Origin of the sequence: Celeribacter marinus (assembly GCF_001308265.1) — a bacterium.
GTDB classification, from domain to species: domain Bacteria; phylum Pseudomonadota; class Alphaproteobacteria; order Rhodobacterales; family Rhodobacteraceae; genus Celeribacter; species Celeribacter marinus.
Genome location: NZ_CP012023.1, coordinates 1,691,891 through 1,704,733, shown reverse-complemented (window position 1 = coordinate 1,704,733; position 12,843 = coordinate 1,691,891). Strand labels below are relative to the sequence as shown.

Here is a 12,843-nt window from a genome sequence, read left to right as displayed (position 1 = left end):
CAAAGATTGTAAGGGTATGGTGACAATGATACCTCCCATATCTAGTTGAGACAACCATTGCGAAAGGTGGCGTTGCATGAGCGAACTTGTGGTCATTGGCGCGGGCGCATTTGGCACGGCCCTAGCTGTTGCGATGTCGCGGGACGGTACGCGCGTGTCCTTATGGGGGCGAGATGTGGGTGCAATGGCGGCGATGCGGGCCTCTCGCATAAATCCCCGCCTCCCGAATGTGAAATTGCCCGATGAAATCAATGTGACGTCAGACCTTTCAGACATTAGAAAAACGGGTCCGATTATAATCGCAACGCCAATGCAAACGCTTCACAATATGCTGGACCAAATTGACGATCCTTTGGCGGGGAGGCCCGTCATTGCGTGCTGTAAGGGCATCGATTTAAAAACCCATCAGGGACCGTCAAAGCTAATTTCAAACGCTAAACCTGACGCGATTGCAGCCGTCCTTACGGGTCCGAGTTTTGCCACCGATATTGCGCAAGGATTGCCCACTGCGCTCACGCTCGCGTGCGCAGATGAGAGTGTCGGGCTTGCGCTTCAACATCAATTGTCCAAGCCGATGTTGCGCCTATACCTGAGTGGCGATGTGATTGGTGCCGAGCTTGGCGGGGCGTTGAAAAATGTGATCGCCATCGCTGCGGGCGCCTGTATCGGAAGTGGATTGGGCGAAAGTGCGCGCGCCGCCCTCATGACACGCGGCCTTGCCGAGATGTTGCGGTTTTCCAATCACTTCGGTGCGCAGACTCAAACGATGATGGGGCTATCCGGCTTTGGCGATCTGGCCCTTACATGCACATCCAACCAGTCACGGAACTTTCAATTTGGCGCCGCATTAGGTCGTGCGGAAGCCTTTGATAAATCCGTCACCGTAGAGGGTGTAGCAACTGCTCAAGCCGTTGTAGAGATAGCGAAAGAAACAGGCCTCGACATGCCAATCTCGCACGCTGTATGCGATATTTCAACGGGCAACACCTCTGTGTCCGAAGCTCTCCAATCCCTTCTCGCAAGACCGCTCAAAAAGGAATAAATCATGAAATTCGCTCTGTTTTGCAAAGACAAATCTGGCGCCCTTCCCATTCGTAAAGCCAATCGGGATGCCCATCTATCCTACATTGACGACAGTGGCGTCGTTGACCAAGCGGGTCCATTTTTGGATGAGGCGGGAGAGATGTGTGGATCGCTCGTCATTTTAAATGTCGACACCATGGACGCGGCTCAGGCATGGGCGTCCAACGACCCCTATGCCAAGGCGGGCCTCTTCGAGAGTGTCTCTATTCAAGTATGGAAAAAGGTGATCGGCGCATGAACTATTGGTTGTTCAAGTCTGAATCAGACGTTTGGTCATGGGACCAACAAGTGGCAAAAGGCGATGAGGGCGAGCAATGGGACGGCGTGCGCAATTACCAAGCACGCAACAACATGCGCCAAATGCAGATTGGCGATCTTGGCTTTTTCTATCACTCTCGCGCCGAAAAAGAGGTTGTTGGAATTGTAACGGTTTGTGCCGAGGCACATCCGGATAGCTCGATCGACGACCCGCGCTGGGAGTGCGTCGATATCAAGGCCGTGCGACCGTTCATATCTCCCGTTACACTCGCCATGTGCAAAGACGATCCGCGTTTGGCTGAAATGGTCTTGGTCAACAATTCGCGTCTTTCCGTACAGCCGGTTTCGAAAGAAGAATGGGAAATCGTTTGTGAATTGGGCAATACCGCGCCGTGAACATCGGCCTGAGTTGACCCATCTTGGTGAGGCCATCGATCGGTATTGTCGGCCTCGCCAACAACCGTGATTTGAATTTTAATGCGCGACCAAGTCTTTTTAACGGGTTTCATCGTGTTAAAAAAATTGGAGGGTCCCGACCCCCCGGAACCCTCCACCACCCCACGTGCTCCCTAAGCACACACGTGTTCGAATATAAGGTCCGGTCCATCCTGGTCCGTAGTTAGACATTACCTATTCGCGCCAGTTCGATCAACGCGCAAGTAATTGGCTTTTCATTCAAAAGCGGCCTTAGTTTGAAACACCCTTTTAACATTTGGGCCCTTAGCCATAGACAAAGGCCGCAACGCGGTATGGTTGCGGCCTTGTTTGTTCGTCGAACTGGTGGGGTTAGCCGTAGATGGCTTCTTTTCCGAAATGCTTTGTCAGCATATAATAGACCACCGCGCGATATTTATTGCGCTCCGATTTTCCGTAGGTTTCGATTACTGAATCAATTGCGCCAGACAGGTCCGCGCTTGCAGATAGCCCCAGTTTTTTGATCAAGAAATTGTTTTTTATGGTCTCAAGTTCGCTGGCTTGAGATCCTGCAACCGTCGACGCATCGGCATTATAAATCGCAGGGCCACAACCGATGGTTACTTTCGTTAAAAGGTCCATGTCGGGGGTCATGCCGCATTTGTTCTTTAGATCATCCGCGTATTTCGCGATTAGATCATCACGTTTTCCCATAGTCTTCTCCCACCAAATTTTGGATCAACATCCATGTACACGAACCGCAACAGCGGTTCGTACAAAAGGTTAGACGCTGAAAAGCGGGAAACAAAGGGTTTTTTGAGATAAATGAAAAGCGGCCGCCCAAACGGACGGCCGCAAAAAGTCACATGGTTGGGCGCACTTTAGTAGCGATAGTGCTCGGGCTTAAATGGCCCCTCAACTGTCACGCCGATATAATCCGCCTGTTCTTTTGAAAGCTCGGAAAGTTTCACACCAATACGAGCAAGGTGCAATCTGGCGACTTTTTCATCGAGATGCTTTGGCAGGATGTAGACGTCATTGGCGTAAGCATCGCCATTGGTCCACAATTCCATTTGCGCCAATACCTGATTGGTAAAGGACGCGGACATCACAAAGGACGGGTGGCCCGTCGCGTTGCCGAGGTTCAAAAGGCGCCCCTCAGACAGCAAAATCAAGCGTGCACCAGAGGGCATTTCGATCATGTCGACTTGGTCTTTGATATTCGTCCATTTGTGATTGCGCAGCGAGGCCACTTGGATTTCGTTATCGAAGTGACCGATGTTGCCGACAATCGCCATGTCTTTCATCGCGCGCATATGTTCGATACGGATCACGTCCTTGTTGCCCGTGGTGGTGATGAAAATGTCTGCGGTGTCCGCGACATCTTCTAGCGTCACAACCTCAAACCCGTCCATCGCGGCCTGAAGCGCACAGATGGGATCGACCTCGGTCACTTTTACCCGTGCACCTGCGCCGCGCAAGGATGCCGCGGAGCCTTTGCCCACATCGCCATAGCCGCACACAACCGCCACTTTGCCGGCCATCATCGTGTCGGTGGCGCGGCGGATGCCGTCCACGAGGCTTTCTTTGCAGCCGTATTTGTTGTCGAACTTCGACTTGGTCACCGAGTCGTTCACGTTGATCGCGGGGAAGGGCAATTGACCCTTTTTCACCAGATCATACAGACGGTGAACGCCTGTAGTGGTTTCCTCGGACACGCCGACAATCTGGCCACGCATCTTGGTGAACCAGCCTGGAGATTGCGCCATACGCTTTTTAATTTGAGCAAAAACAGCGACTTCTTCTTCCGAGGTCGGGACTGCGAGGAGTTCTGTTTCACCCGCCTCAACACGCGCACCTAGCAAAATGTACAGCGTGGCATCGCCGCCATCGTCAAGGATCAGGTTCGGGCCATCTTCAAACTGGAACGAGCGATCAAGGTAATCCCAATGCTCCTCGAGCGACTGACCTTTGATGGCAAATACCGGAATGCCGGCTTCGGCAATCGCGGCCGCTGCGTGATCTTGTGTCGAGAAAATGTTGCACGAAGCCCAGCGCACATCAGCACCAAGCGCCACGAGTGTTTCGATCAAAACAGCGGTCTGGATCGTCATGTGCAGGCTGCCCACAATGCGCGACCCTGTAAGCGGTTTACTTGTTCCGAATTCCTCGCGCAGCGACATGAGGCCCGGCATTTCGGTTTCTGCGATGTCGAGTTCTTTGCGACCGAAAGCGGCCAGAGAAATGTCTTTTACGATGTAATCGTTGGCCATTGATGCGGCTCCTGCGTGTGTCTGGTTTTGCGTGCTCATAGCATTGCAATTACGTCCTTACAACGCAGGTGGATTTATTTGGGGTTAAGCGCGCATCATTTCTTGGTATGCATAGCCCGATAAAAGTGAATTTAAGGCGAATCCACATGGCACAAGCACGCGCATGGCAACGGATGCTTTCGGGACGGAGGCTTGACCTTTTGGACCCGACCCCGATGGACATCGAAATCGAGGATATCGCACACGGGCTTGCGTTTGTGGCCCGTTGGAATGGTCAAACGCACGGCGATTTTGCCTATTCTGTGGCCGAACATTCCATTCTGGTCGAGGCGCTTTTTCGCCGTCTTTATCCGAACGAACCGATCAAATGGCAATTGGCGGCTCTTTTGCATGATGCCCCTGAATACGTCATCGGTGACATGATTTCCCCTGTAAAAGCGGCGGTTGGGGATGGGTACAGCGCACTGGATGATCGTCTTGCGGCGGCTATTCATATCCGCTTTGGCTTGCCTGCCAAGGTGCCGCAGGCGATCAAGAAGAAGATCAAGAAAGCAGACCGCATTTCGGCATGGTTGGAGGCGGTTCAGATCGCGGGATTTTCCATCGCGGAAAGCGATAAGTTATTCGGCAAGCCCGATCCTGAAATTATTGCGGGGCTGAGTATCATTTTGCGCCCGCCAGTTGAGACGCGAAACGCCTTTACCACGCGGTATTCGGACCTGATGGCGCGGCTTTAAACATTAATGTTTTATACGTCTTTGCGGCGCGGGGTTTAAATACATTCACACGAATATGGCGTGCTGTTTAACAAATGCGAAAGTGAGACAGCCCCTAGCGCGGCGATCGTTTTGCCAAAATGCGCTGCAATGTGCGGCGGTGCATGTTGAGGCGGCGCGCAGTCTCCGATACGTTGCGGTCGCACAACTCATAGACGCGTTGAATATGCTCCCAACGTACACGGTCCGCTGACATTGGGTTTTCTGGAGGGGGTGGAAGCGCATCGCCTGTGGCCAAAAGCGCGTTGGTGACGTCATTGGCGTCCGCGGGTTTGGACAGGTAATCTGTTGCACCGATTTTTACCGCAGCGACCGCCGTAGCAATGGCACCGTAACCTGTGAGCACGACAATGCGGCTGTCCGGGCGTTTTTCGCGAAGCACTTCGACAACATCCAGGCCGTTTCCATCTGCAAGGCGCAGATCGATCACTGCATATGCTGGCGGGCGAGCCGTTGAAATTGCCTTACCTGCCGCGACTGAATCCGCCGTTTCAACTTCGAAACCACGCTTTTCCATCGCCCGTGCAAGGCGGCGCAAAAATGGCTCGTCATCATCCACGAGGAGCAGTGATTTATCCTCACCGAGATCGAGTTTGGCATTGTCGGTCATTTAAAGTCCTCCACCATAAACACAATCCGGCAATCCCGAACGCATTCAATCGTCAGCATAACATAGGGGATCGCAGACTAAGGTCAAATGACATACGTCAAATACACCAATAGAGCCTATTTATCCCAAGCGTCGATAAAGCACGCTACCCGGTCCGCCATTTCGTCCGCTTCATCTTCGCGTTTGAAAAACTCGACAAACCCTATTTCGGGGAACACCAGATACGCAAACGTAGAGTGATCTACGAGATAGTATTCGGGATCGCCGTCTTGTTTTTTGAAATAGGTTTTGTAGGCTTTCGATGCCGCCTTGACCTGCTCCATCGACCCTGTCAGCCCGATCATGTTTTCATGAAATAGATCGGAAAACTCGCTGACGACTTCAACCGTATCGCGTTCTGGATCAATGGAAATGAACGCCGCCTGCGCATCATATCCGCGCTCGTCCAAAAGGCGGAGCGCATCCGCGTTGCGCATGTTATCAAGCGGGCAAACATCGGGACAAAAGGTGTAGCCAAAATAGAGCAGTGTTGGCTTTGTAAATACGTCGACATCCGTCACCGTCACACCATCGTCGCGCACCAATTCAAACGGGCCGCCGATTGCACTCGCGCCACCCGAAACCGCTGAGGCACGACATTGCGCAAACTGATCGTCGGACGTTGGTCCGAGTTGGGTCACGACAAATGTCGCACCAAGAAGGGCAACCGCCGCGACAACGGATCCAATGGCAATGTTACGCGTGTTCATGTCTCTCTCCTAGAATCAACGCGACATTGATCGTAGAGTCAGATGCAGACAGCAAGGGCTGTAGTGACGCAGTGGGGCTAAAAGCATGATTATCGCAACAGATTACAACAATGTGATGACGTCAGAGCGGCGATCCAACTGGGTGCGCTTGCGGACCTTGGTGACATTGCGATGGGTTGCCGTCACGGGACAGATCGCCACGATCATTCTTGCGACTACATTATTTGGCTTTCAATTTGACCTTGGCGGATTTTCCATTGCGATTGGCGCGTCCATCATCGTGAACGTCATCACAACATTTGTGTATCCAGAAACAACACGGTTGAGTGAACGTGGCGCGGCTATGATGTTGTTGTTCGACATCGGTCAGTTGTCTGCGTTGCTGTATCTTTCTGGCGGTCTGAACAATCCCTTTGCCCTTTTGATCCTCGCACCCGTATCGATTTCTGCAACCGCACTACGGCCCATGTCAGCCATTTTGACCGGCACCGCCGCAATTATTTTCGTGACTTTTATCGGGGTATTTCACCACCCCTTGATCCTTCCGGATGGATCACAGTTGTTGTTGCCCAACATCTTTGTGTTTGGTCATTGGGCGGCGATCCTCATTGGTGTGCTGTTTTTGGGTCTGTTTTCATGGCGTGTCACATCCGAAACTCAATCAATGTCCGAGGCTTTATTGGCCACTCAAATGGCGCTGACCAGAGAGCAAAAGCTTACTGATCTTGGCGGCGTTGTCGCCGCCGCGGCCCATGAGCTTGGCACGCCACTGGCGACAATCAAACTCGTGAGTACCGAACTTGCGGACGAGTTGGAGCAGGGTGATCTGCGCGACGATGCGCTCCTCATCCGAGAACAGGCGGACCGGTGCCGTGACATTTTGCGATCTATGGGGCAGGCAGGAAAAGATGATTTGCACATGCGCAGTGCCCCCCTTCAGGCCGTGATCGAGGAGGCGGCATCACCGCACATGGCACGCGGAAAGTCGGTTGTTATCGAGTTACCACAGGGCATGGACGGCCAGCAGCCTCATTGTTTTCGGCAACCCGAGATTATACACGGTCTGCGCAATTTGGTGCAAAACGCGGTCGATTTCGCCGCGACCACGGTTTGGGTCGATGTGATGTGGACCGACAAGGTTGTGACCATCCGCATTATCGATGACGGACAAGGATTTCCAACATCCGTGCTTGGGCGCATCGGGGAGCCATTTGTCGGGCGGCGTAGACAGGAGCGCACGCAAGCCACGCGACCCGAGTATGACGGTATGGGGCTTGGCCTGTTTATCGCTAAAACGCTTTTGGAACGCACGGGTGCCGATATTTCCTTTGCAAACGGGTCGGGGCGGTATGATCAACACCTTCACACGGGTCGAAAATCGGGGGCAATTGTAGAGCTGACATGGCCGCGTGAGCGCATTTGTCTCGCGCAGGGTGATGAAATGGCCGCACTGGGTCAAAATATTCAGTTTTAAGACATTTTGAGCGAAATGTTAACGAGACGTTAACCAGTTTTATCCGAAAGTATCATGAAAAACCCCAATGATAAATTCGGACTTTGGACCAACGCATGTATTTTCAGCTCGCTCTCTTGTCCGTGGCAAGCCTGTGTATGGCTTTCATCGCAATTTACGTATCCGCCATCTTGGTCGCTAGAAAAGAACAGGCCAAACGGACGCGACTAACTCCTAGCGACGGCGATACCGCGTTTTTGTTTGATGAGGAATTGCTTGTCGATGCAACTGCGGAAGCCCGCGCCATCCTTGCGTCGACTCCTGCGTCAGGCTCCGATTGGTCGCGACTTTTGTCTGCTTTGATCTCTCAGTTCCCCGATTTGAAATCCCGCATATCAATACTGGCTGACGAGGAAAAGCTGACGATTGAATCGCGCAGCGGGCAAGCAACGCTCTTTTGTGAATGGAGTCGTGGCCTAGCGCGGATCAGCCTAAGGAGCCGCGCAGATGATGATCATCTGTCTGAATTTGATCGACATATCGTTCATGCGATGGAACAAGAACTCGAAACATTGCGCGCGACATCAGAGAATGGACCACTTTTGATATGGCGCGAACATGTGGACCAAACCGTCACTTGGGCCAACACCGCGTACTTGACCCTAGCCGATGGGTTCGAACCCGATGATGGCGAGGCCAGTTGGCCCCCACGCCGCCTCTTTGATCTTGAGGGTCCAGCACAGTCAAACGGCGCCACCGATGAGCCGAGTGATCCCAAAACGACCCAAGCTCCCGCGCGCGCAAGTGTCGTCATGCCAGACAATACAACGCTCTGGTTTGATCTTTATACGAGCGACCAAGACGATGGGATGTTGGTCACAGCCGTGCCTGTTGATGCCGCTGTCCAAACAGAACAAGACCTTTCGGACGCGACCCAAACTCTCACGAACACCTTTTCATATCTCACAACGGGCTTGGCCATATTCGCCCGCAACCGTAGACTTACACACTACAATCCCGCGCTGGCAGACCTTACGGGCCTGTCATTGGACTATTTGGCGCAATCGCCGTCTTTGGTGGAGTTTCTTGATAAGTTGCGCGACACGCAAATGATGCCCGAGCCACGGGATTATAAATCGTGGCGACAAAATGTGTCAGCGTTGGAAACACAAGCACAGAGTGGAACCTTTGAAGAGACATGGACCCTCACATCTCAGGTGACCTACCGCGTTACAGGGCGACCATTGTCAGATGGGGCCATCGCCTATTTCTTCGAAGATATTTCGTCTGAGGTGTCATCGTCTCGTCGTTTGCGTGCACAAACGGAAACAGGTCAATCGGTCTTGGACAGTTTGACGGATGCAATTGCGGTGTTTGAAAATGACGGCCGCCTCATCATGTCCAACACCGCCTACGCCGTGCTTTGGGCTGTTGAGGACGGTGATGCGATGCACGATGTGGGCATCATAGAATCCGCGCGGCTTTGGCATTCAAAATGTGCACCAAGCGCTGTTTGGACGGACATCAAGGACGTTGTCGCGGGTGAGTCATCCGACACCGCATGGTCAGGCGTTGCCCGCCTTTGGGACGGTCGTCGGTTGCAGTGCTCTGCATCCCCTCTCCCGAGTGGGCAAACCGTGATCAGATTTGCCACGGATGCGGGCGTCGATGCGCTATCACATTCATCACCAAAACCCGCTGATCCCCATTACGTCAAGATGTGACTGCGTGGATTGCCGCCACGATTGCCGCCACGATTGATGGACAGCGGTGGCGGGTGGATCGCCACTTGCAGTCATAGAGTTTCGACAAAAGAGCAGATCAAAATAACAACCGTCACTTACCTACATATAGCTGCGGACCAACGCGCTTGCGAGTAATGACCATCCGTCCGAGACGACGAAAAACGCGAGCTTGAACGGCAAGGATACGATTGCCGGAGGCACCATCATCATACCCATCGACATGAGGATCGCCGAAACAACAAGGTCGATGATCAAAAACGGCAAGAAGACGAGAAATCCGATTTGGAATGCGCGTTCGATTTCAGAGAGCAAAAATGACGGCACCAAAAGGGATAGATCGACATCATTTGAAAGAGCAATCGGATTTGCGGGATCTTCGCGCAGTTCTGCCAAATTCGAAAACGTATCCGCACTCACACGACTGACCATAAATCTGCGAAATGGGTCTAAAACTTCTGGCAAAGCTTGCTCGACGGTGAGGGCACCGTCCATGAGCGGTTGAACTCCCTTTGTCCAACTTTCGGTAAACACAGGATCCATCACGAAGTAGGTTAAAAATAGCGCCAGACTTACGATAAGCATGTTTGGCGGCGACTGTTGTAGGCCGATTGCCTGTCGCAAAATCGACAAAACCGTCACAATGAACGGAAAGCAAGTCACCATAATTGCCAAACCCGGGACAAGGCTCAACAGCGTTATCACAACCATCAACTGGATAGAGCGCGCGGTCAACGACTCGGCTCCGTCGAAGGACAAAGACAGCTCTTGTGCACTGGCGGAGGACACCATCATGATGATGACTGTTGCGAGCGCGATTGTGGCCCCAAGTTTGAAATATTGCATGTGGATTACAGCTCGTTCTTGATGTCGGCAACTTCAGTGAGGCGCACGGCAAGTTGGCCCGTTGTATCGCCTTCGACTTCTTGAAGTTCGCCGCGCGCGATCAGTTTTTCGCCGACATAAAGTTCGACGGGATCCTCAACGCGACGATCCAATGTCAGGACGCTATCGTTTTCGAGTTTGAGAAGATCACGGACGAGAGGGTGCGCTCTTCCGACCGTGACTTTAATCTCGATAGGAACATCGGAAAACGGGTTCGGGCGGGGTGTGTTGGGATCATCAACCATTGACTATAGCGTCCTTGTTTAGTGTGAACGCGGCATCTATTGCAGCGCGTATTTTTCCGATGGCTCCATCGAGATCAATTTTTCGTTCTTTGGTTCCGAGGCGCAAAAAGACTTGTCCCTCTGTTAGGCTGGGTTCCTCGACGATTGTGACGGCCATTGGCAGGCTGCCGGTCAGAAGCGCCGTGAGCGCAACTTTGTTTGACGGGCAGATCATGATTTCCACGGGACTGTCGGAAAGGCTGTCGGCAAATGGCAGGATTTCATCGATAATTGATTGTCCCAACGTCTGTGACACCAATTCGGGAAGCACCTTTTCGGTCATTTCGACCAACAAAGGTTCGAGTGATTTGATGATGTGGGATCGCGCCTCGTGAAAGGTGAAACCCAAATCTTGCAAGTTGCGTTCGAGTTCCGCACCGATTTTTGTGCGAACGGACTCGTCGGCTGCGATGGCATCGTCCCACCCCGCTTTGTAGCCCGCCTCGTACCCCGTTGCGCGCGCTTGCTCTACGGCTCGAAGGCGCTCGCGCTCTTGTGTTTCTTGTTCTGGGGTGACGGACTTTGGCGTGTCTCTTCGACCTGATCCAAAATCTTCGAAAGGGAATAGGGATGACATCAGGCCGTTCCCTCCGCATCTTCAATCCAGCTGCGCAGAATTTCGACTGTCTCTTCTTCGCGATCTTCGATCAACTTTTTGAGCCGTTTTACAGGATCGGTCGGCATACCAAAGTCCTCACCAAGATCGAAGTCGGACACAACGCCAAGGCTCGGCAGCTCAAACCCGCCATCGTCCATGCTATTGGTGAGCGCGGGTGGATCGAAACTCGGGCTTTCCAATGCGGGCAGAGACGTATCGCCAAGGGGCTGATTTTCGGAAACAGGGCTTACCAATGCGGGCACCGTGACGGGCTTGGCAAGAATAGGACGCACAACAAATAGCCCAAGGACAAGAGACACAACGGTCAGGACGGCGAGCTGCAAAATGCGCATTATATCAAGGTTCGCCAATGTGAAAGGCGACGGGCTTGCGGCTGTTCCTTCGACCAGAACGGGCTCGAATTCCATGGACCGGATCGTCAAAGAATCGCCGCGCGCTTCGTCTAGCCCGATTGCAGAGGCCACCAGTGCCTCGAGTGCGGATAGCTCGTCATCGCTACGTGCGCTCCAAACGGCCGCCTCTGTTTCAGGGTCTAATGTTGTGATTCCGTCAATAAGCACAGCAACTGTGAGGCGTTTGACCGCGCCGGGCATGCGTTGTAGCTCGCGCGTTGTTTCGGACACTTCATAGTTAATGCTCTCGCGTGTTTCAGAATTGTTGGACGAGGCATCTCCACCGTTTGCGGCGTTACCATTGGGGAGGTTGGATGCAACAGTAACCGCGCCGTTTCGCGTATCCGTTGATGATGTCGTGCGCTCTTCGGTTTGGGTACTGATGGCGACACGCGTGTCCGGATCAAAGCGGCGCTCAGTAATCGATTCGACATCTGTCACGGGTTCGACCGACACCTCGACAACGGCGCGCCCTTTGCCCACACGTGCCTCCAAAAGGCGTAGCACGTTTTGACGCAATGTTTCCGCCTTGTCAGAGCTTTCGGGCAGTCCGGAGAGTGGATCATCGCCGGAGATAACAACCCCGCGGCGTCCGTCAATGACAGAGACGTCTTCGGCCGATAGGCCTGATACCGCAGATGCGACGAGGTATTTATACCCCTGTGCCTGTTGGGTAGACACGCTGCCAGAAATAGTCGTTACGGTGACGGAGGCGGTGGCGGCGGTCCCGCGCGTGAATGGTGACGACGATGGGTTGGCAATATGAACGCGCGCGGCGCTGATTTGGGGTGACGACACGATGGTGCGCGCTAATTCGCCCTCTTTCGCGCGCCAGTACGCCGCATCAAACATCTGTGCGGTCGTCCCAAACCCCGATAGCGAATCTAGCAGCTCATATCCTGAGGTCGAATTTGCCGGCAAACCCTCGGACGCAAGCACCATGCGCAATTGATCTCGGTCGGTGCTGGGCACAAAAATTGCTCCGCCTCGCACCTCATGAGCGATACCGCGCTGTTCGAGTGCCGCGACGACTTCCCCCGCTGCGGAAGGCTCTAAACCTGAATAAAGAAGCGTAAAACTTGGTTGGGCCGCAATACGTGATAGTCCGATCACCGCAGCAAACATCAAAATGGTTGCCCCGATGACGATGGTGCGGCGACGCGGATCCAATGCGGTCCAGACAGAAAGTATCTGCTGCAAGATTTCACTCCTTGTTTCTCAAGCTTCTGCGTTGAGTGCCCCTAGAAATGATCGAACAGCCTTAACAATCAGTTAGCTTCATTCGGTTTATATCGGTCTGGATGA

Annotated in this window: 14 protein-coding genes; 6 read left to right on the top strand and 8 right to left on the bottom strand. The window is 53.1% G+C overall.

The features are described from left to right. The first annotated feature begins 76 nt into the window (after window positions 1-76). The 3 genes from IMCC12053_RS08470 to IMCC12053_RS08460 are packed head-to-tail and all read left to right on the top strand — an operon-like array spanning window position 77 to window position 1,737. Window positions 77-1,042 carry an NAD(P)H-dependent glycerol-3-phosphate dehydrogenase gene (locus tag IMCC12053_RS08470; RefSeq protein WP_062218032.1) on the top strand — a complete coding sequence of 322 codons (966 nt, stop codon included), beginning with the start codon at window positions 77-79 and terminating at the stop codon, window positions 1,040-1,042. 3 nt (window positions 1,043-1,045) lie between these two features. Beyond that, a complete protein-coding gene (locus IMCC12053_RS08465) occupies window positions 1,046-1,321 on the top strand; it encodes a YciI family protein (protein ID WP_062218028.1) in 276 nt (91 codons plus the stop codon). After that, the gene (locus tag IMCC12053_RS08460) at window positions 1,318-1,737 is read left to right on the top strand and encodes an EVE domain-containing protein (protein WP_062221082.1); all 420 of its coding nucleotides are present in this window, start codon (window positions 1,318-1,320) and stop codon (window positions 1,735-1,737) included. Before IMCC12053_RS08465 ends, IMCC12053_RS08460 begins: the two co-directional genes overlap by 4 nt. A gap of 390 nt (window positions 1,738-2,127) precedes the next feature. Here the strand turns inward: IMCC12053_RS08460 and IMCC12053_RS08455 are convergent, their stop codons facing one another. Together IMCC12053_RS08455 and ahcY are read right to left on the bottom strand one after the other, a co-directional pair. Next, the gene (locus IMCC12053_RS08455; protein WP_062218025.1) at window positions 2,128-2,469 is read right to left on the bottom strand and encodes a DUF2853 family protein; all 342 of its coding nucleotides are present in this window, start codon (window positions 2,467-2,469) and stop codon (window positions 2,128-2,130) included. 167 nt (window positions 2,470-2,636) lie between these two features. Next, entirely contained in the window at window positions 2,637-4,028 is a 1,392-nt protein-coding gene (gene ahcY, locus IMCC12053_RS08450) for an adenosylhomocysteinase (RefSeq protein WP_062218022.1), read from the bottom strand. 146 nt (window positions 4,029-4,174) lie between these two features. Between ahcY and IMCC12053_RS08445 the strand changes: the two genes are divergently transcribed. Then, entirely contained in the window at window positions 4,175-4,765 is a 591-nt protein-coding gene (locus IMCC12053_RS08445) for an HD domain-containing protein (protein WP_062218019.1), read from the top strand. Between the two features lie 94 nt (window positions 4,766-4,859). Here IMCC12053_RS08445 and IMCC12053_RS08440 read toward each other — a convergent pair whose 3' ends face one another. Together IMCC12053_RS08440 and IMCC12053_RS08435 are read right to left on the bottom strand one after the other, a co-directional pair. Then, a complete protein-coding gene (locus IMCC12053_RS08440; RefSeq protein ID WP_062218014.1) occupies window positions 4,860-5,414 on the bottom strand; it encodes an ActR/PrrA/RegA family redox response regulator transcription factor in 555 nt (184 codons plus the stop codon). A 116-nt stretch (window positions 5,415-5,530) separates the two neighbouring features. Beyond that, window positions 5,531-6,163, bottom strand: a complete 633-nt coding sequence (locus tag IMCC12053_RS08435) for an SCO family protein (RefSeq protein WP_062218011.1) — start codon at window positions 6,161-6,163, stop codon at window positions 5,531-5,533. Between the two features lie 85 nt (window positions 6,164-6,248). Here IMCC12053_RS08435 and regB point away from each other — a divergent pair, with 85 nt between their 5' ends. Then, a complete protein-coding gene (gene regB / locus IMCC12053_RS08430) occupies window positions 6,249-7,637 on the top strand; it encodes a sensor histidine kinase RegB (protein WP_062218008.1) in 1,389 nt (462 codons plus the stop codon). Window positions 7,638-7,732: 95 nt separating this feature from the next. Continuing rightward, window positions 7,733-9,340 (top strand): PAS-domain containing protein, encoded by a 1,608-nt coding sequence (locus IMCC12053_RS08425; RefSeq protein ID WP_062218005.1) that lies wholly within the window; start codon window positions 7,733-7,735, stop codon window positions 9,338-9,340. A 120-nt stretch (window positions 9,341-9,460) separates the two neighbouring features. Here IMCC12053_RS08425 and fliP read toward each other — a convergent pair whose 3' ends face one another. From fliP to fliF, 4 genes are read right to left on the bottom strand one after another with little or no spacing between them, the layout of a single operon-like run. Then, window positions 9,461-10,204 carry a flagellar type III secretion system pore protein FliP gene (gene fliP, locus IMCC12053_RS08420; RefSeq protein WP_062218003.1) on the bottom strand — a complete coding sequence of 248 codons (744 nt, stop codon included), beginning with the start codon at window positions 10,202-10,204 and terminating at the stop codon, window positions 9,461-9,463. 5 nt (window positions 10,205-10,209) lie between these two features. Further along, window positions 10,210-10,488, bottom strand: coding sequence for a FliM/FliN family flagellar motor switch protein (locus tag IMCC12053_RS08415; RefSeq protein ID WP_062218000.1), 279 nt, complete (start codon window positions 10,486-10,488; stop codon window positions 10,210-10,212). Continuing rightward, a complete protein-coding gene (locus tag IMCC12053_RS08410) occupies window positions 10,481-11,104 on the bottom strand; it encodes a FliH/SctL family protein (RefSeq protein WP_062217997.1) in 624 nt (207 codons plus the stop codon). The genes IMCC12053_RS08415 and IMCC12053_RS08410 overlap by 8 nt, the downstream gene beginning before the upstream one ends. Then, window positions 11,104-12,738: a flagellar basal-body MS-ring/collar protein FliF gene (gene fliF / locus IMCC12053_RS08405; RefSeq protein WP_062217994.1), complete on the bottom strand. Its 1,635-nt coding sequence runs from the start codon at window positions 12,736-12,738 to the stop codon at window positions 11,104-11,106. The genes IMCC12053_RS08410 and fliF overlap by 1 nt, the downstream gene beginning before the upstream one ends. Window positions 12,739-12,843 lie beyond the last annotated feature (105 nt).

What these genes read in the sequence shown, in the direction of transcription:
- IMCC12053_RS08470 (WP_062218032.1), top strand. Translation starts at nt 77, where the DNA reads ATGAGCGAACTTGTGGTCATTGGCGCGGGCGCATTTGGCACGGCCCTA.
- IMCC12053_RS08465 (WP_062218028.1), top strand. Translation starts at nt 1,046, where the DNA reads ATGAAATTCGCTCTGTTTTGCAAAGACAAATCTGGCGCCCTTCCCATT.
- IMCC12053_RS08460 (WP_062221082.1), top strand. Translation starts at nt 1,318, where the DNA reads ATGAACTATTGGTTGTTCAAGTCTGAATCAGACGTTTGGTCATGGGAC.
- IMCC12053_RS08455 (WP_062218025.1), bottom strand. Translation starts at nt 2,469, where the DNA reads ATGGGAAAACGTGATGATCTAATCGCGAAATACGCGGATGATCTAAAG.
- ahcY (WP_062218022.1), bottom strand. Translation starts at nt 4,028, where the DNA reads ATGGCCAACGATTACATCGTAAAAGACATTTCTCTGGCCGCTTTCGGT.
- IMCC12053_RS08445 (WP_062218019.1), top strand. Translation starts at nt 4,175, where the DNA reads ATGGCACAAGCACGCGCATGGCAACGGATGCTTTCGGGACGGAGGCTT.
- IMCC12053_RS08440 (WP_062218014.1), bottom strand. Translation starts at nt 5,414, where the DNA reads ATGACCGACAATGCCAAACTCGATCTCGGTGAGGATAAATCACTGCTC.
- IMCC12053_RS08435 (WP_062218011.1), bottom strand. Translation starts at nt 6,163, where the DNA reads ATGAACACGCGTAACATTGCCATTGGATCCGTTGTCGCGGCGGTTGCC.
- regB (WP_062218008.1), top strand. Translation starts at nt 6,249, where the DNA reads ATGATTATCGCAACAGATTACAACAATGTGATGACGTCAGAGCGGCGA.
- IMCC12053_RS08425 (WP_062218005.1), top strand. Translation starts at nt 7,733, where the DNA reads ATGTATTTTCAGCTCGCTCTCTTGTCCGTGGCAAGCCTGTGTATGGCT.
- fliP (WP_062218003.1), bottom strand. Translation starts at nt 10,204, where the DNA reads ATGCAATATTTCAAACTTGGGGCCACAATCGCGCTCGCAACAGTCATC.
- IMCC12053_RS08415 (WP_062218000.1), bottom strand. Translation starts at nt 10,488, where the DNA reads ATGGTTGATGATCCCAACACACCCCGCCCGAACCCGTTTTCCGATGTT.
- IMCC12053_RS08410 (WP_062217997.1), bottom strand. Translation starts at nt 11,104, where the DNA reads ATGTCATCCCTATTCCCTTTCGAAGATTTTGGATCAGGTCGAAGAGAC.